Source organism: Bartonella fuyuanensis (genome assembly GCF_014197255.1).
GTDB classification, from domain to species: Bacteria; Pseudomonadota; Alphaproteobacteria; order Rhizobiales; family Rhizobiaceae; genus Bartonella; species Bartonella fuyuanensis.
Map to the genome: position 1 here is coordinate 1 of NZ_JACIFE010000022.1, position 18,204 is coordinate 18,204.

At 36.2% G+C, this 18,204-nt stretch carries 14 protein-coding genes; 5 read left to right on the plus strand and 9 right to left on the minus strand.

Annotated elements, in window-relative coordinates:
* Nucleotides 1–594 precede the first annotated feature (594 nt).
* From pyrF to GGR08_RS06760, 3 genes are all read left to right on the plus strand, one after another.
* The gene (gene pyrF, locus GGR08_RS06750) at nucleotides 595–1,440 is read left to right on the plus strand and encodes an orotidine-5'-phosphate decarboxylase (protein WP_183194592.1); all 846 of its coding nucleotides are present in this window, start codon (nucleotides 595–597) and stop codon (nucleotides 1,438–1,440) included.
* 539 nt (nucleotides 1,441–1,979) lie between these two features.
* A complete protein-coding gene (gene hisS / locus GGR08_RS06755) occupies nucleotides 1,980–3,470 on the plus strand; it encodes a histidine--tRNA ligase (RefSeq protein ID WP_183194593.1) in 1,491 nt (496 codons plus the stop codon).
* Between the two features lie 615 nt (nucleotides 3,471–4,085).
* Nucleotides 4,086–4,427: a hypothetical protein gene (locus tag GGR08_RS06760; protein ID WP_183194601.1), complete on the plus strand. Its 342-nt coding sequence runs from the start codon at nucleotides 4,086–4,088 to the stop codon at nucleotides 4,425–4,427.
* A gap of 373 nt (nucleotides 4,428–4,800) precedes the next feature.
* Here the strand turns inward: GGR08_RS06760 and GGR08_RS06765 are convergent, their stop codons facing one another.
* Nucleotides 4,801–5,325 carry a peroxiredoxin gene (locus GGR08_RS06765; protein WP_183194594.1) on the minus strand — a complete coding sequence of 175 codons (525 nt, stop codon included), beginning with the start codon at nucleotides 5,323–5,325 and terminating at the stop codon, nucleotides 4,801–4,803.
* Between the two features lie 216 nt (nucleotides 5,326–5,541).
* Here GGR08_RS06765 and GGR08_RS06770 point away from each other — a divergent pair, with 216 nt between their 5' ends.
* Complete coding sequence (locus GGR08_RS06770; protein WP_183194595.1) at nucleotides 5,542–7,170, plus strand: alpha-D-glucose phosphate-specific phosphoglucomutase; 1,629 nt, start codon at nucleotides 5,542–5,544, stop codon at nucleotides 7,168–7,170.
* 1,536 nt (nucleotides 7,171–8,706) lie between these two features.
* Nucleotides 8,707–8,808, plus strand: coding sequence for a PhnA domain-containing protein (locus GGR08_RS08365; RefSeq protein WP_343050825.1), 102 nt, complete (start codon nucleotides 8,707–8,709; stop codon nucleotides 8,806–8,808).
* Nucleotides 8,809–9,781: 973 nt separating this feature from the next.
* Here the strand turns inward: GGR08_RS08365 and GGR08_RS06780 are convergent.
* The 8 genes from GGR08_RS06780 to GGR08_RS06805 all read right to left on the minus strand — a co-directional run.
* The gene (locus tag GGR08_RS06780) at nucleotides 9,782–10,360 is read right to left on the minus strand and encodes a NifU family protein (protein ID WP_183194596.1); all 579 of its coding nucleotides are present in this window, start codon (nucleotides 10,358–10,360) and stop codon (nucleotides 9,782–9,784) included.
* 59 nt (nucleotides 10,361–10,419) lie between these two features.
* A complete protein-coding gene (locus tag GGR08_RS06785) occupies nucleotides 10,420–10,911 on the minus strand; it encodes a universal stress protein (RefSeq protein ID WP_183194597.1) in 492 nt (163 codons plus the stop codon).
* A 61-nt stretch (nucleotides 10,912–10,972) separates the two neighbouring features.
* Nucleotides 10,973–12,043, minus strand: coding sequence for a tryptophan--tRNA ligase (gene trpS / locus GGR08_RS06790; protein ID WP_183194598.1), 1,071 nt, complete (start codon nucleotides 12,041–12,043; stop codon nucleotides 10,973–10,975).
* A 71-nt stretch (nucleotides 12,044–12,114) separates the two neighbouring features.
* Nucleotides 12,115–13,686, minus strand: coding sequence for a murein biosynthesis integral membrane protein MurJ (gene murJ / locus GGR08_RS06795; RefSeq protein WP_183194599.1), 1,572 nt, complete (start codon nucleotides 13,684–13,686; stop codon nucleotides 12,115–12,117).
* Between the two features lie 1,178 nt (nucleotides 13,687–14,864).
* Nucleotides 14,865–15,056 carry a BID domain-containing T4SS effector gene (locus tag GGR08_RS08590; RefSeq protein WP_343050826.1) on the minus strand — a complete coding sequence of 64 codons (192 nt, stop codon included), beginning with the start codon at nucleotides 15,054–15,056 and terminating at the stop codon, nucleotides 14,865–14,867.
* Nucleotides 15,057–15,186: 130 nt separating this feature from the next.
* Nucleotides 15,187–15,549, minus strand: a complete 363-nt coding sequence (locus GGR08_RS08375) for a hypothetical protein (RefSeq protein ID WP_246350172.1) — start codon at nucleotides 15,547–15,549, stop codon at nucleotides 15,187–15,189.
* Between the two features lie 160 nt (nucleotides 15,550–15,709).
* Entirely contained in the window at nucleotides 15,710–15,886 is a 177-nt protein-coding gene (locus GGR08_RS08380) for a hypothetical protein (protein ID WP_246350174.1), read from the minus strand.
* A gap of 818 nt (nucleotides 15,887–16,704) precedes the next feature.
* A partial coding sequence (locus GGR08_RS06805; RefSeq protein WP_183194600.1) for a BID domain-containing T4SS effector occupies nucleotides 16,705–18,204 on the minus strand: 1,500 nt, incomplete at its 5' end.

An 18,204-nucleotide genomic window follows, 5' to 3' on the forward strand; every position in this document is an offset into this window, starting at 1 on the left:
ATAAATAATTTAAAAAATTGAATTCTAAAATTTATGAAAACATAGCTTGTAAAATTACGCAGTGAGCTTGTTACTTTGAAAAAATATCTCACACCTCTTGTTTTATTCTGTTTGTGCTGATGCAAGGGAATGGTTTTAATTGTCTAAGATGAGGGGCTTGAAATGAGAGAATTTTACGATACTCAGAGCTTTCATTTACTAGGAAGAATGGGGAATTATCATTTTAGATCAATGTGTTCTATAAAAAAATAGATTTGAATAATATCAAAAAACACAATAAAGTCAATATGTTGTTTGTAATTATTTTATATGAATCCCCTTCAGAATCCATCCTTTTATACGTGATTCATTTAACCATTTTTTATGTAAGATTGCCGTGTATGAATAGATTATAAAAAGCAAATCATGGTACAAACTATTATAATGTATGCAAACAGTTAAATGAAATGAAGAGTAGATATCATGCATAATAGGTCATAATGCGTTTTTATCATAAAAGTTGATAGTCACTGTTTAGGTTTGTCTTATTTTGACAAATGCTTTTCTTTTTGATTATCTTAAAAAGTTTAAAGAGAGACTGTATTAGGATAGAAAATGTTTTGTTCAGCTTTTTTTAAAAATAGTGAAAAATATGGACCACTTTGTGTTGGTTTTGATCCGAGTTATAAAGTTTTGCAATCATGGAATTTAAGCTGTGATTATAAAGGGTTAAAAGATTTTTGTGATATTCTCTTAACAGCAGCTGTGGGCAAGGTGGGAATGATAAAGCCACAAGTCGCATTTTTTGAGTTATATGGGGTAGAAGGGCTTCAGGCTTTGAAAGAACTCATTGAAAATGCACAGGAACAAGGTTTATTGGTTCTCGTTGATGCAAAAAGAGGAGATATTGGTTCTACCGCTGAAGCTTATGGTAAAGCTTGGCTTGGTTCCCATAGTGCCTTCAAAGCGGATGCTATAACAGTCAATCCTTTTTTAGGATTTGATGCTCTCATTCCTTTGATAAAGATTGCGGAAGAAACAAAAACGGCAGTTTTTATGGTTGTTCAATCTTCTAATCCAGAGGGAAAACACATTCGAAATGCACGCATTGGTGATCAAACTGTTTCTATACATTTAGCGCAGCGTATTTTCGAATATAATAACCAATCTTTAAATCAATATCATTATATTGGCCCTATCGGGGCTGTTATTGGAGCAACATTGGGCAATGAAGCAAAAGATACAATCGAACAGTTAAAAAATAGCCTAGTTCTTGTTCCTGGTATTGGTGTTCAAGGGGGGACAATAACACAATTACCCCAGCAGTTTCCTCAAAGGTTATGGCAAAATATTATTCCTTCAATTTCAAGATCAATTACGCAGGCTGGTCGAAATATAGTTGATTTAAAAAATGTTATTCATGTTTTTGCCGAGCAATCTAAAAGTACTCTTCTATCTTAATTTTTGCAAATTCAGCAAAGAGAGCTCTTAAATTAAAAAAAGGGGATTATCAGATTTTCAACAAAGATACTGTTTTTAAGAAGTGATTTTGCTTGATCAAAAACCAGGCGTTTCTTTTGATCTTCTTAAAAAGTACTCGGTAGATTTCTTATTTTCTGTTGGGAGTGGGGATAGAATGTGCGCTAAGTGTTAGGAGAAAATGTAGAAATCTTGTGCAATATATTAAAAATTGCTTCAAACTAGGCCAGGTGAGATAGGAGCAATAGGAAAGAAAATACAAAATGACGCTAACAGTGCTAAAAGAATGAGGGTTAAGCCTAGTGAGAAAGTAGCTTCGTTTTAGAGCCATTTGAGTTTAAGGTCGATGCATCCTTTAAAGAGTAAATTCTTTTAAAACATTGCTTTATTAGGCTATTGCTTTTGTAAAAGAAAAGCCTCTAACATGTTGTTAAAAGCTGCTAGGTTGATAAAGTCATTGCAGCGTTTGTTGCTATGGGATAAGAGTTACTCGTAAATACATATTGTTACTAGAGAATAACATGGCATTGAAACAAGAAAAAACCAAAGCCCGTTTGCCCCGTGGTTTTGTTGATCGCACAAGTGTGCAATTGTATGCAACTGAAATTATGATTGCAAAAATTCGTGAAGTTTATGAACTTTACGGTTTTGAAGCACTTGAAACACCAATTTTTGAATATACGGATGTATTGGGGAAGTTCTTACCTGATTCAGATCGTCCCAATACAGGGGTTTTTTCGCTAAAAGATGATGATGAACAATGGATGTCTTTGCGCTATGATCTGACTGCTCCTCTTGCTCGGTATTTTGCTGAAAATTTTGAAATGTTGCCAAAACCTTATCGAAGTTATCGATTGGGAATGGTTTTTCGCAATGAAAAGCCTGGACCAGGGCGGTTTCGGCAGTTTATGCAATTTGATGCTGATATTGTAGGATCATCGACAGTTGCGGCAGATGCTGAAATTTGCATGATGGTAGCGGATAGTTTGGAAAAATTAGGAATTCAGCAGCAGGATTATGTCATTCGTTTGAATAACCGAAAAATTCTGGAAAGTGTTTTGCAGGTGATTGGTTTAAATGAAAGGGAACAGATTGAAAGGCGTTTAACTGTTCTCAGAGCAATGGATAAACTTGATAAATTTGGTCTTGAAGGTGTACGTTTGCTGTTAGGAAAGGGGCGTTTGGATGAAAGTGGTGATTTTACAAAAGGTGCGCAGCTTAAGGATCAAGAGATAGAGTGCATTCTTTCCGTACTCACTGTAAACGCGAAAACGGCAGAAGAAACACTTGATACTCTCAGACAAGTCGTTGGGCAGAATGTTCAAGGGATTGAAGGGATTCAGGAGCTTGAGGAAATGCAAGCAATCTTTGTTGCCAATGGTTATCACAATCGCATTAAAATTGACCCTTCGGTGGTCCGTGGATTGGAATATTATACGGGACCTGTTTTTGAAGTGGCATTGCTTTTTGATGTGTTCAATGATGATGGGCAGAAAGTTGTTTTTGGCTCTGTTGGTGGTGGGGGGCGCTATGATGGATTGGTAGCGCGTTTTCGTGGGGAAAATATTCCAGCAACAGGTTTTTCAATAGGAGTTTCACGTTTGATCACTGCTTTGCAAAACCTTGGAAAATTGCCGGTGAAAAATATGCTTGGACCCGTGGTAGTGCTGATGATGGATAAAGAGCCAGAGGCTGTTGCACGCTATCAAAAAATGGTGAGACAATTGCGAAATGCCGGAATTCGGGCAGAGCTTTATTTGGGGTCATCGGGAATTAAAGCGCAGATGAAATATGCAGATCGGCGCCAAGCTCCTTGTGTGGTGATCCAAGGTTCACAAGAACGTCAAAGTGGAAAAATACAGATCAAAGATTTGATTGAAGGCGCCCGTTTATCTCATGAGATTAAGGATAATCAAACATGGCGTGAAAGTCGACCTGCGCAAGTGATGGTTGATGAAGAGCAATTCGTTCAAACAGTCCAAGAAATTTTGGTTGCTCAAAAATGCTCATAGTAAAAATTTTGCGAAAAAAATGCTGGGAAAAATTTGAAAATTTCCCTTTCAATTTTTAGAATTCATTTTTTTACTAGTTTAGATACCCTTAAAATCGCTTTATTTTTTAACTGTGTATAGCAGAAAAGAAGGTTCTTTTAAAAAGTGAGAAGGCGTTAGATACATTATAAAATGAGTGTTTTGAAAATGCAATGGAAACAGCTTGCATGAAGCAAAATATTGAAAAGTGAAAAGTTCTAGGTCGTTGACGAAAGCTTGTTTAGAAAAATTGATAGCTAATCGTTTATAAAAAAACCAATAAGCTATAGAGATATTGACGCATTCATATGCGTTTAACTTTTGAATGTTCATTTGCTGGTAGCGTATTTTTTGCTATTTTATTGTGGATAACTTAAAATCTCACATCTATGAAAGATGAAAGCATTCTCAAGAGTTTTATACTAAAGGGTTTTTTTGATCTTAAAAACAACGAATGACTGAAATCAGATGAATTTAAAAGGGAGAATAGAAGGGGATCTTGTAAGATGTTACAATAGTAATTGGTTGAGATTATTTATTTATTATAAAAATCATTTTTAAAATGAAGAAATAAAAATCGCCCGAAATGATTTTTCCATGCTCTATGAAAAAAATCCCTTATCTTTTGAAAAAACTGAAGAGATTAGGAAGTTATTTAAACCTTTTCTTCAAATTTCCAGTTTGAAGATTTTCCACAAAACACTTTATTCAGGCACTTTTGAATATCCGCGTGTAATTTTTGGCCTATCATTTCGTAGTGTAAAAGTTTTTTGGGATGGTGTGGAAAACCGAGATTATCACACACTTTGCCAACTTCCAATGTTGCGACAGCTCTTGGCATTTAAGACGGTTCCTAAGAGCCATTTTAGTTCTTGCTTAATACAATTTTACCCACACGCCAGTGCCGTTTATGGTGTGCAAGCAAGTGATTTTGTTTGATTTAAGATAAGCCAGATTCGAAATAAGAGAATCCCACTGCGGGATTCTAATTCAATCTGAATAATGATAGATTATCATTATTTTTTGATTGCGTGCAACAGCTTTTAGCTCTTTGATATCTTTAGTCCTCTAACGGGGCCAGATTTTTCACTGAACATTTTTCAAGCTTTTGCAAAGCTCTTAAAATATGAAATATCCATTGAAGAAACTATTGCTGGAATATTTTCTGCTCGAAAATGCACAACCAACTTACAGTGACTGTTTTTGTGAATGGATGTTTCAAAAGGTGCAAAAGACACCAACCCCCCTTACTCCGTAGGAAAGAAAATTGGTGTCGTAAAATTTTGTTTAAATGAATGATTTGGGGTTGAAATTAGTTTTTCAAGTTTTTTAAAACATTTTGTGGTGAAGAAACTTCATAAGGATCGGTTGCACAATTATCTGAAAAACCTGCTTCTTCGAACCATTGCTCAACCACACCATCATTAATAACAGCAGCATAACGCCATGAGCGCATGCCGAAACCAACATTGTCTTTTGCAACCAGCATCCCCATTTTGCGCGTAAATTCACCAGAGCCATCGGGAATTAATTTCACGTTTTTGATATTTTGTGCTTTACCCCAAGCATTCATGACAAAAGCATCATTGACGGAAAGGCAATAAATTTCATCAATACCAGCTTGTTTAAATTCATCATAGAGTTTTTCGAAATCAGGCAGCTGAAAGGTTGAGCAAGTAGGCGTAAAAGCTCCAGGAAGAGCAAAAAGAATAACACGCTTTCCTTTAAAGTAAGTATTACTGTTAACTTCTTGCCACCGATAAGGGTTATTTCCAGTTATTGTTTCATCGTGTACGCGTGTATGGAATGTGACATTGGGCACTGTTTTTTTCATCATAATGAGGCTCCTGTATTTTTTTACGAAAATTTTGTTTTTAAATAGCCTTCGTATTTAAAAACATATGGGAAAGAGCGTTTTAAATAAAAGGGCTTTTTTAAAAATCCTTGCTTCTAAATGAGTGTGCAAATATTTCATTCTTCCGTCAAGTAGAATTAATGGTCGATTTTGGATATTCTTGACTTTAAATTAAAGGAAAGAATATGAAGGATTTGCATGACTATAAAGACAGTTTTGACCACAGCTTTTGAGGGACAAAAACCAGGAACATCTGGTTTGCGAAAAAAAATATATGTTTTTCAACAACCTCATTATGTGGAAAATTTTATTCAATCTCTTTTTGATAATATTGGACCGCTTGAAGGAAAAATGTTGATTCTTGGGGGAGATGGGCGCGCTTTTAATCGGACACTTCTTCAGATTGTGTTGAAGATGGCAGCGGCGCATGGTGTTTCTCGTGTTAAAATGGGAAGGGGTGGTATTCTTTCTACACCTGCTGTTTCGCATCTTATTCGTAAAACGCGTGCTCATGGTGGACTTATTCTTTCTGCGAGCCATAATCCTGGTGGTCCAGAGGGAGATTGTGGGATCAAATACAATATTTCTAATGGTGGACCTGCTCCTGATTCTTTATGTGATGCTGTTTTTGCAACATCGCAACGTCTTGCCTTTTATAAAATTTTTGAAGCACCAAATGTTGATTTAGATAGGCAAGGAACGACTTTTATGGGAACTATGCGGATTGATATTATTGATCCTGTCGTCGATTATCTTGCTTTGATGCAGGAGATTTTTGATTTTGACTGTATTGCCAAGGCGGTTGCTGGAGGTCTTACTTTACGGTTTGATGCTATGCACGCAGTAACAGGGCCTTATGCCCATGAAATCTTTGAAAAATGTTTAGGATTTCCTGAAGGAACAGTGGTCAATGGTATTCCTTTGCCTGATTTCGGAGGAGGTCATCCAGATCCCAATTTGGTTTATGCTAAGGCTCTCTATGATTTATTGATGTCAGAGAAAGGACCAGATCTTGGTGCTGCATCGGATGGTGATGGAGATCGTAACCTCATTATTGGTCGGCAACAGTTTGTCTCACCTTCTGATTCCTTGGCTATTATGGCTGAATATGCACACCTCATTAAAGGATATCAGAAAGGTGTTGTGGGCATAGCGCGTTCTATGCCAACAGGGCGGGCTGCTGATTTGGTTGCTGAAAAAAAAGGATTAAACTTTTTTGAAACGCCAACAGGGTGGAAGTTTTTTGGAACACTTTTGGATGCCGAGAAAATCACCTTTTGTGGTGAAGAAAGTTTTGGAACAAGCTCTCAACATATTCGCGAAAAAGATGGCTTATGGGCTGTATTATTTTGGTTGAACCTTTTAGCAGTAACAGGGAAAACAGTCGCACAAATTGTTCAACAGCATTGGCACACCTATGGACGTTTTTACACGTTACGTCATGATTATGAAGAAGTTGAATCAGATAAGGCCCTGGCACTTATAGAGGATTTGCGTGTGAATTTACCAAAAGAAGGTACTGAAATTGCTGGTTTTTTTGTCAAAAAAGCAGATGATTTTACGTATCAGGATCCTATTGATCAGAACATTAGCACACGACAAGGTATCCGTATTTTTTTCGAAAATGGAGCAAGGTTGGTGATCCGTTTATCCGGCACAGGGACTCTAGGTGCTACCTTACGGATTTATTTTGAACAGTATGAAGGTGATCCGCGTAAATACAATCGCAATCCGCAAGAAGTTCTTCAACCTTTGCAACAGGTGGCACTAAAACTGTTAAATATACAACAAGAATTGGGGAGAGATCGCCCTGATATTATGACATGAAATCATCGGAATGTTCTTGAAAAGGTTTCACCGTTTATCACAGGAGAGGTGGTTTTATTTGCTATAAGGAAGAGCGTGACTCTCTTTTCGGGTGAGTTTCGTTCTTTTCACCTTTACAGAACGATTGAATTCCTAAACTCGCTAGATCCTTAAGATTGAATCCTGGAGATAATTATCAGCAAGTATAATGGGAGCATTTATGTCCAAGTGTTTGATAGAACTGTAGAATGCTTCTCATGCAAACAGAACTCCATCGTTGTTGTGTATTTTATAAGTTTATCTTAAAGCTTTTTTCAATATACTCACGCTTATCTTATGAGCGCTGTTTTTATGAAGGGGATAACAGTGAATTCTCGTGAAGGGTAGAATGATCAATCTATATTGGAGAAGACAGCATTCAATTTAAATGAGAGACATCTAAATATTGTTAGTTTCTTGTATTTAAAATCTTGTTCTATTAAAACAACCAAAGCCTTTTATTTTCTAGATTACAAATGAAAAGAGTTGTATAAAACAATTTAAGAAAAGGCTAAAAATATTTATAATAAATGCTCTCAAATACAAAGGCCAATACTGGAAATTAAAAAAATGTGCAGGTGCCATCTTATTTCTGTGCATAGGTGTAAAAATGGTGGTACTTAATGTTATAATAGCCCTTGGTATAAGAGACTATTCATAAGAGGCCTTTTTAATCTTTTCCTGTGCTAGTATTCTCCACACTCCCATTCCGCTTGTTAGCTTGTTAGATACCAACGAATGGTTTTAAGTGATTCAACATAGGATAGCGTTGAATTGAGAGAATTTTACGATATTCGGATAGCTCTCATTTAACATAGAAAACAATTAACTATGCTTATAAATCAAAATGTTCTCTAACATTATGGCTGTGATCGTTACTTAAATAACGGATTAAGTTGGGCGCATCATTTTTTGTTGCTCAATATTTAATAATTCTTAGCTCTTTGAGAGCATTTCTTTAAAATAGGTCTTTTTAGCTATTCATTAATTTCATTGGTGATGCAGAAAAAATGATTTTTATTGATTGATGAGGGAAAATGAAATGCCTAAATTTTATAAGAGGTGGGGCCTATTGAAGTTGTACAGGGGTAAATCATCCTTATAAATTAATAGATTCTATATGTGGGATAACATTTACAGACATAGTTAGTTGGCGTATTGGTACAAAACTATGTATAGCAGATGGGAGATGAAACATAAGAGAAATATTTTTCTAAAATAATAGACAATAAGTACTTCTTGTTTGGTGAACTATGATGAATGATTTTTTTAACAGAGGAATTTATAAAGCAATATCTCAAATGTCTTCGTTGTAATGGTCTTGGCGACTGAGAAGAGAGTGAAAATTTTGTATGTCTTGAAAGGAGCTCATGAAGGGCCACAAAAGAACATGGTTTCTGTCTTTTCCAATATTGTTTAGGATGTTAGTGGTCAGATTTTTACAAACGAAGAGATCGTTATGATGACTAAAAGATTTGAACGTAAAAGATGCTTCATCTGTTTTAAAGGGGGGCGAAGATAAAAAATAGCCGCTTGGTGGATGCCGATCATATTATTGATTATAAAATTCTTGAGATTGGTCAGATGAGTTTAAAGTTGGCGTTTGTTCAAAAAGTTTAAGCCTTTATCCTATTGCAATTGTTTTTGTATTTTTTTGTTTTCTATCTTTACCCTTTCATCTTCTTCTCAAAGAGGGTTCTTTTCTAATTGGTACAAAACTATGTATAGCAGAAAAATATAGGTTCTGTCTCTTCTTTTTAAGATGTGGTTATGGGGGGATAGGATCTTTGTTGACAAGTAACAATAAAAATATACGCTTGAAAAAGAAAACAATGCCGTAAAGTTATAAATTTTCTCCCCCTGAATTAAAAAATATTCCTCTTTTATGAGATAATTTCCAAAACAATCATCATAGATCTAGCTTTACATTTATTTAGACAGGTATTTCTATACACTTTTTACACCAGGTTTGTGAAGTTTAGAGCTAAGGGGAGAAAAGGGGAATTCTTAACCAAAAAATAGGAAAAGATTGGTAGAATACTGCGATGTTAGCACGTTCATGCATTTAGCTCTCAAGGTCTTTATCTTTGAAAGTGTTCATAACAGCTATTTGAAAAATAGTTTTTTGATCATCTAATTTGTGATGTGTAAGTGAATGATTTTTATTAATGCAAGAGAAATAAAATTGAAATAAGGGGGTATCTTCTAAGATTCTCATTCAAGTTTCTAGGTGTGATCTTTGTTGATTAGTTGATATAGAAGCAGTTTGTGTGAATTTATCGTTGGAAATACTGAAGGTGATAGATAAAGGAGACTGGGCATGCGTTTTCCGTTTATGTATTTGGTTTGTTGAAGCAACTTATGGCTTTTCTTAAAGAGGCGAGAAATCTTTTTAAGGCATATGTAGAGGTGAAAGGTGCGCGAAGGTATCATCGTCCAGATTTTTAAACAGGACTATTTTTTATGGTTGTATGGCTTATGTCTAAAATTTCATGAATAAAATGGCGTAAAAGATTTCCGATACATTCATATTTCCGTATTTTTGTTGAAGGGGGATAGTTGGTGTTGACGTTTTGCTTATTAAGATCAAGATTTATTGTGGCATGGCTTCAACGCCTAAAACTTCAGGGATAAAATGACGCAAAAGATTTTCAATACCGTGTTTGAGTGTTGCCGTTGAAGAGGGACAACCAGCACAGGATCCTCGCATATTGAGATAAACAATACCATTTTCAAAACCGCGAAAAGTAATGTCTCCACCGTCATTGGCGACAGCTGGGCGAATCCGCGTTTCAAGGAGTTCCTTAATTGTTAGAACAATATCTGCGTCTTTCTCGTCATAAAATTCTTCGTTAAGAGCGTGGGGTTGTGCTTGTGTTATGGCGTTGGTGGTGATAACTGGCTCATTAGACAGAAAATGTTCCATAATTGTACCTAAAATAAGAGGCTTGAGGTGTTGCCATTCCCCTTCTTTTTTGCTTACGGTGATAAAATCATAGCCTAAAAAGACACCATTGACATTTGGAATATTAAACAGTTTAGCCGCTAAAGGTGAGTTTTTAACTGCTTTTTCACGGTCACGAAATTCTAAGACACCTTCTGAAAGAACCACGCGTCCTGGTAGAAATTTGAGTGTTGCAGGGTTTGGGGTGGTTTCAGTTTGAATAAACATAGATTCTCCTTTTATTTTGAAGGATTAAAAAGATTATTACATTTAGAATGTTATATTTTTTAGGCAATAGATTTAATATCTTCATCGGCAAGATTGCTAGGAATGACAATAACAGGGATTGAAAAGGCGGTTCCTTTATTCCCAATTAATTGAATAAGGGGTCCTGGTCCTTCTATGTGCTCACTGGCTGCTAAAACAATCAGTGCAATTCTTTGATCTCTGTCGATTAGTTTGGAAATTTCATCAATTTTTTTCCCTTCGCGTACCACTATTTCTGTTTCAAGGGCATGGGAGGTGCGGACTTCAGTGGCAATGTCTCTTAGTAGTTTATAAGCACTTTGTGTTGATTCCGTACGCATAACGTCGTTTACACCCAGAAAATGTTGAAATTCTGTACTATCAACAACACAAAGCAATACCAATGTTCTGTTGGTATTTTGAGCATGCTGGGCGGCAAATGCAACAGCGCGTCGACATTCTGGTGTTTCATCAATAATAACTAAGTTTTTTTTCTTAGTTTTTCTTTTCGGATTTTGAGGTTTAGAAATCATGCACATTCTCTGTTTTGTACAAATGATTTTTTGCTTTCTACAGTTTTTAGTTTTATTGTTTTTATGTATTGTGCAAAAATCCAACAATTTCACGAATTTTTTTCATATTTTCTTCTGCAAGCATACTAGCACGTTCTGCACCATCATGCAAAACAGAGTCGATATAATTGCTTTCTTGATGAAGCCGACGTAATTCTTCTGTTATGGGCGCAAGTTTATGGATAGCTAGGTCGGTTAGGGTTGTTTTAAAATGCGAAAATTGTTGACCAGAAAATTCTAAAAGAATCTTTTCTTTACTGACTTTGGCAAGGGCAGCGTAAATACCAAATAGGTTATCAACTTCTGGTCGTTTTTTTAAAGCGGCAAGGGTATCAGGAAGAGGCGCAGAATCCGTTTTGGCTTTGCGTATTTTTTTTGCGATAAGATCAGCGTCATCAGTCAAATTAATGCGTGAAAAATCTGAAGGATCTGATTTTGACATTTTTTTTGTGCCATCGCGCAACGACATAATGCGTGGAGCTGTTGTTCCAATAAGCGCTTCTGGAAGGGGGAAAAAAGCTTGTTTTTTTTCTTTATCCGTTTGTATAGAGATGCCAAAATTTAATTCGGCAATACGCTGTGCATAGTCGTTGTTAAATTTTTGTGCAATATCGCGTGTGAGTTCAACATGCTGTCTTTGATCCTCACCCACTGGGATATGTGTGGCACGATAGACTAAAATATCAGCAGCCATCAAAGTAGGGTAGGCAAAAAGCCCAACAGATGCTTTTTCACGATCTTTTCCTGCTTTATCTTTAAATTGTGTCATACGTTGAAGCCAACCGATGCGGGCAATACAATTAAAGATCCATGCGAGTTCGGCATGTTGAAAAACACGTGATTGATTAAAAATAATGTGTTTTTGAGGATCAATACCAGTAGCTAAAAAAGCTGCTGTCACTGTTCTGATGGCTTCCTGTAAAGTGAGGGGATCTGGGTTAACGGTGAGCGCATGCATATCTACAACACAATAGAGGCAATGGTGAGAGTTTTGCAGTTCAACCCAATGCTGAATGGCCCCAAGATAGTTGCCAAGATGTAAATGACCACTCGGTTGTACGCCAGAGAAGACAAGGGGTGTAAAGGTATCCATAGGAGTGTTCTTTCTTCAATTAAGGTTATTCGTTTTATTTTTTTGACAAACTATCTATTATGGCATAAACGCTAGAGGCGTTTTTTCAAATTTTTAAGCGTATGAGAAAAAGAATGAGTGTCCGATAAAAAATAGGCAGTCAAGGAGATCAAAAATAGGCCGAGCATAATTCCTACTAAGGTGATGATGCGTAAGAAAAAAGGCGCTTGTGAGGATAAAGAAAAAGATAAAAATCCAAACATATTCAATCCGTAATAAAGGGCTAGTGCGCTCAAAAAGGTCGTCATCATTAGACATGATATTCGCTTTATCAGTGGGGTGTCGTATTTCCAATAACCGCGTTTGATAAGAATACCCCAAAGTAACAGTGTGTTGACCCATCCAGAAGTAATTTCAGCAATAACAATGCCCCGTGCTGATAGAATAGGAAATAATGTGAAGGCAAGGCTGATATTGATGAAAACGCAAATGCCTGTAAAAATCATCGGTGTTTTGGTATCTTCATGGGCAAAGAAATTAGGAATAAAGATCTTTATGAGAACAAAAGCTGGAAGTCCTAGCCCATAAAGTTCTAGCAATTGGGCAACATGGTAGGTTGATTGGCTGGTAAATTGTCCACGCTCAAAGAGTAAACTGACAATAGGAGTGGAGAGCAGCAAAAAAGCGATAGATGCCGGGAGTGTTAACAACAGTGTTAATTCAATAGAGCGGTTTTGCAAATGATGGGTTTTTTCATGCTTTTTGCTTCGCAGAGCTTGTGTTAATTCTGGCAAAAGAACGGTTGCAACAGCAATGGCGATCACGCCTAGAGGCAATTGATAAAGACGATCAGCATACATTAAAGAAGAGACAGCACCTGATTGGCTAGAAGCAATGTTGGTATTGATGAGCAGATTAATTTGCGTGATGCCTCCTGTGATAGCTGCAGGAAATGCTAAAGTTAACAGTTTGCGAACATTAGGACTTAAATAGGGACGGCGAAAGGAAATTTTCATGCCACTTTGACGCAAAGCAACGGCAATCAAGATTAGTTGAAGAAGCCCTGCTGCTAAGACACCCCAAGAGAGATTTAGACCGATATGCCAAGCGTCAAATTGATAAATCCAAGCATAGAAAAGCACACCAATCAGAATAATGTTTAAAAAAAGTGGGGCAATGGCTGCAATAAAATAGCGACGCAGAGCATTGAGCATGCCCCCCATCATGGCGGCTAGAGACATGCATGTTAAATAGGGAAACATGATCGCAGTAAAATGAATTGTAGCGTTAAATTTTGTTGCATCTTCAGTAAAACCTGGAGCAATAATGGTTCGTACCAAAAAAGGCATGCTGAGTTCCATAGCAATCGTTAACAATAATAGCAGCGAAAAGAGAACGCCAAAGACTTCTTCTGCAAATTTGCATGCAGTCTCTTGACCATCTTCGGTAACTTTTTTTGCAAAAAGAGGAATGAAAGCAGCATTAAAAGCGCCTTCAGCAAAAAAACGGCGGAAGGTGTTGGGAAAACGAAAAGCGGCATTAAACGCATCAGAAACAGGGCCAGTCCCTAGGGCTGCTGCCATAAGCATTTCGCGGACGAAGCCAAAAATACGACTCATGAGGGTACCGGAAGCAACAGTTGCAATTTTTTTTATCAATGTCATAAAGATATATCGTGTTTGTTATGAAGCGATGATAGGAAAATAAACTTTTTAAGTCATAAAAATCTGCTCTGTATCCCAAGACAAAAATACATTTTTGCAACGTTTTACGACGGTGTTTATCTTTCTGTCAACAATGGTGCATGAAGACTTCTTAATGTTCCTTGTTTAGTGTGGATTTTCAATTTTTATAGTTGCCATAAAATAATTAAAATTTCTTTTTTAAGTTTAAATAGGCATTTGTGTTATAACAGTTGAGGGGCTATAGGGCGATCATTTCTTTATAGGTGTGATCTTCGTGCATAAGAAAACCTGATATTCAAGAGAGTTTTGCATATCTTTATTATGACAAATTATGAATGTGATTAAGCAAATTATTCTTGCAAAATTGATTTAACCGTTCATTTCTTTCATTCGGGTTTCTTTTCATAGCAATAAAACAAAATCTGAGAAAATAAAGTTGCAATATGTTTTTATGGTTTTCATTCTTGTTGAGGTGCGATTGGTTTGCCGATGGGAAGGTTGGGGATAAAGGCAAGATTTTACCAGGGAGGGATAAAAGTTAAACTTATGAATTTTTAATGACACATGGATATTGCCTTTGACTGCTCCGTTTTATGTGGTTGAATGTTTTCTGGTAGCCTGATGTTCTGTGTGATGTTTTCTTTCATTTCCTGTGCTTGAGTTGTTGTCTTGGTAAAAATGTTGGAACATTTTTTAAATAGATTGATACTGCGTTGGTATTGAGTACTCATCGAATTTGCGGTGATAAAAATATATTGGTTGTATGTTCTGTTCTATCTCTTTTAGATGTTTTACGCTTTTTATAATCTCTTTTTCTTTGACAATTGATATGCTGAGACTTTTCGCAAGTTTTTCGTTATTATTGTCCTTTAGAGCTTCATGTTTGCTTGAGGATAAGTGTGCATTGATTTTTCTGATATAAGTCCTTATTTCCTCCTTAATTCAGGAGAATTTGATAAAGTTTCTTGTTGTGTTCTTTTGATAAAGAAAAGAGATTCAGCATCTATATTTCCAGTGTTTCCACTGACTGTTTACAGCGTTTTTGTTTTGCATGATGGTCATGGAGAATGTTTCTTTCTTTTTGTTTAAAAATATTGATAAAATGATCATTGATTTTACAGAGGGGGAAAGTATTTGCTTCAGCATGGGCGCGTGCATTATTTTATGCCATAGATATTTTGGTCAGAAAGCTTAGAAATTGAGTGAGGAGATATTGTAATTTGATGGGTGAGCTGTTCTCTTTCAGTGTGACGTTTATGGATCATTTCAATTCTTCCTAGAAAAATATGACCATTGCCATAAATGATTTTGCATAAAGTTCCGATTTTTTTCTTTTTGCTTAAATGGATATGTTGTTTTTGATTTTTTCAGCTCTTTCCTTGTTGGTAAGGAGGACGATTTTTTTGCTGAGATGAGAACCTCTTGCAGGTGGTTAACGCTTCATGCTGTAAAGGAGAGGGTGTTACCAATTTTTAATGTTTAAATTTGGATTGATGTAAGTTCTTTTTTATTTCCTATGATGAAAGTCCGGTTGGTCTTAAACATGAAAGTATTTGGTCCACTATTTCTGTAAAAGCCTGTATGGATTTGACTTTTTTTCGCTGTTAGAACAAAATATTGATGAATATTATCATTATCAAGTCTAATAGTTTTCATATTATCCATGAATTCTTTTAAAATAAGTGTTTTTGCTGGATTTGAGATAGCGTCAAACAGATGTTTCATTATTTCTTTATCGTGGTGTTTTAGCGATGCAATACTGGTAAGCATTATGCATTTTTCTGTTGCAAGAGAAAAGTCAAGTGGGTAGCCAGAAACTTGTCCAAGTTTTTCAAAAAACATGCGTTTGGTACGTCTATTGCCTTCTCTATTTCAGTAGCTTGTTCAACAAATGTTTCGCATGTTATAAGCCCTTTAAACTATTCGTTGCAGGAAGTGTCTTGTCTAAATTCTCTAGTTCCTCCTGTATCTGTTTTTCTGATGCAAAAAATACCAGCTTTTTTCATCCAAGCGTTGTACCATCCTCAACGGTAAATGGCTTTTCACGTGTTTGTTCGGTCCATTCAAAAGTGTTTTTAAACAGGGTATGATGAAGATATTGGAGATAAGTGAAAGTTAGTCTTTGTGGTGGTGCTTCTTGGCGGAGATGAATGGTGCTTTTGCTGTATCGTGTGCACATTACACGTTTAATTTCCCATAGTTTTTTATGCCATATTTATTTTTTAAGGTGATGCTGTTTTTAGGTAAAAGAAATTACAGTATAATGTATTATCTTCTTCGCGTTCAGGCAATGAAGATAATTTCTCGGATGAGGAGAAAGAAGAGGTGTCCATTTTTTTGTCGAAACGTCTCCGGATATTTTTGCTTTTGAGGTACGTTGTTTTCCGATTTGTTGATTGAGAGAGCGTTTTTCTTTTGTCATTTGAGCCAATGCAGGATCATTTGTTGCTGGATTGTTAGGATTTCTTTGAAGTCTTTTTATTGGGGAATTAAACTGCCCTGGTTAGAGGTTTTTGGCTCAGTTTGATTATTTTTTTGTATCATAGGACTATCGCGCTTCTAGTTTTTCTTACTCTGTAATGTGGTATTTCTTTTAAAGCACTTTGCTGTTGGGATAAAAGACATTTTGCTATACTTCTTTGGTTTTAGAAATGTCTGCATGAAATGCAGGATGTTTTTCTCGCAATTTTTCCTGTGTGGAAGTGGCACAAGGCTCTTATATTTCTTTCAAGTTTTCCAGAGTGTTTTTTGAAAGCTTCTTTTTTATATTTTTTGCGTTTTTGGATAATTCAAAAAAATTGATCTTAATTCATATAAAACAAAGTCAATGTTTATCATTTTTGTGAAGTATTATCATGAAATTTTATCAATAAGTTTTGTAAAGTGATGGGATGTTTTATCCAAATTTTTTGTATATTATACGCCCTCTTTGATGCACTCTTGGCGAGATAATCGCACCAAAGTTTTTTATGACTAAGCCAACGATGAGGAAATTTATCAGGAGAAAGCTAGAGTTTTTGATGTTTCTGTTCTTCGTGATCGTATCTCTGATCGGTCTTCTTGTCTAGAAGTTCCAGAAACTTCTTGAATCCGCTTTACTGTTGAGCGTTCAGGCAACTGAGGAGGATGCGATAAACTTTGTTGCTTTTGCAATCTTTTATCTAAATTAGTAAGCGATTGTTGGCGTATTTGTTGTTCTTGATGGTTTTGCACAATGGCTTCTCTTAACTGCTTTACAGTCTCAGCATAATCCTTAATGGCGGTACAGAGCATGGGAAGATTTTCTTCAGCTTGTTTGCGTGCTCCGTTTTTTATGCCAAGGACTTGCCTACCAGCAAGTGGAGCAAAAAACAAGGAATGGTTTTCAATTTGCCATACAAGCTCTTCTCCCATCTCTGGAATTTTTTGGATATCTTCTATTCTGTCGTTAAAAAGAGAAGGGTTTTTATAAACTTTTTCACACCAATATTGGATCTCTCTTTGACCATATTGAACTGATGGATCTTTCTGAATTCTATGGGTAATTTCCTGACTTGAAAGAGGTTTGATTTTCTTTTCTGAATTGAGCGGATTTTGTAAATGTTGTTTTATTGACTCTTCCCCTTGTGCTTGTCGCTGGTGTCCTTGTTCTATGTGAAGTTCCTGTGAAATACCCTCATTTTTTGTATATTTTGAAGTATATACATAATCGTTAATGGTGGCGCAAAGGGTAGGAAGAGTTTCTTCAGCTTGTTTGCGTGCTCCGTTTTTTATGCCAAGAACTTTTCTACCAGAAAACTTAGAAATAGATTTAGGGTGTTCTGTAATGTCCCATAAGAGTTGTTCTCCTATATCTGGGTTTTCTTTGATTGCTTCTATTCTATCGTTTAAAATAAGTCGGTTGCCATAAACTTTTTCGCACAAAAATCGTATTTCTTCTTGATATGCTGTGAGCAATAGCTCTCTTTCCATTTTATTAATAAATGTTTCTTGTCTATGAGATGATTTTGGTTGTTCAATTGTTGGATGTGAAGAGGCCGTTTTTTTGACGAGAGGGTCGCTTTTTTGTTTGTCTCTTAGATGATATGGTTTTCGTGAAGTAGGGATTGCATATGTTCCACTGTCTTGTGATGATGAACTGCTTTGCTCCTTAACTTTCATATGTGATGGTGTTTTGGGTCTAACACTTGGGTGGAGAGTTTCAGACTTTTGAATTTTTGCATCGTTTTGCACTCTGTCTCTCATGTGTGAGGGGGGATATGGTGCAGGTGTTGCATAGGGATGTTCACTTTCTTGAACTATTGGTTTGTTTTGTAGCCTATCTTTTGCGCGTGGAGGTCTTTGTGGAGCCGCTTTTATGTGAAGAGAGTGATTGTCTTGGATTTTTGCATCGTTTTGCACTCTGTCTCTCATGTGTGAGGGGGGATATGGTGCAGGCGTTGCATAGGGATGTTCACTTTCTTGAATTATTGGTTTGTTTTGTAGCCTATCTTTTGCGCGTGGAGGTCTTTGTGGAGC

Coding starts and splice junctions, on each gene's coding strand:
- hisS (WP_183194593.1), top strand. CDS start 1,980: ATGGCATTGAAACAAGAAAAAACCAAAGCCCGTTTGCCCCGTGGTTTT.
- GGR08_RS08380 (WP_246350174.1), bottom strand. CDS start 15,886: ATGTGCACACGATACAGCAAAAGCACCATTCATCTCCGCCAAGAAGCA.
- GGR08_RS06785 (WP_183194597.1), bottom strand. CDS start 10,911: ATGATTTCTAAACCTCAAAATCCGAAAAGAAAAACTAAGAAAAAAAAC.
- murJ (WP_183194599.1), bottom strand. CDS start 13,686: ATGACATTGATAAAAAAAATTGCAACTGTTGCTTCCGGTACCCTCATG.
- GGR08_RS06780 (WP_183194596.1), bottom strand. CDS start 10,360: ATGTTTATTCAAACTGAAACCACCCCAAACCCTGCAACACTCAAATTT.
- GGR08_RS06760 (WP_183194601.1), top strand. CDS start 4,086: ATGCTCTATGAAAAAAATCCCTTATCTTTTGAAAAAACTGAAGAGATT.
- GGR08_RS08375 (WP_246350172.1), bottom strand. CDS start 15,549: ATGTTTTTTGAAAAACTTGGACAAGTTTCTGGCTACCCACTTGACTTT.
- pyrF (WP_183194592.1), top strand. CDS start 595: ATGTTTTGTTCAGCTTTTTTTAAAAATAGTGAAAAATATGGACCACTT.
- trpS (WP_183194598.1), bottom strand. CDS start 12,043: ATGGATACCTTTACACCCCTTGTCTTCTCTGGCGTACAACCGAGTGGT.
- GGR08_RS06770 (WP_183194595.1), top strand. CDS start 5,542: ATGACTATAAAGACAGTTTTGACCACAGCTTTTGAGGGACAAAAACCA.
- GGR08_RS06765 (WP_183194594.1), bottom strand. CDS start 5,325: ATGATGAAAAAAACAGTGCCCAATGTCACATTCCATACACGCGTACAC.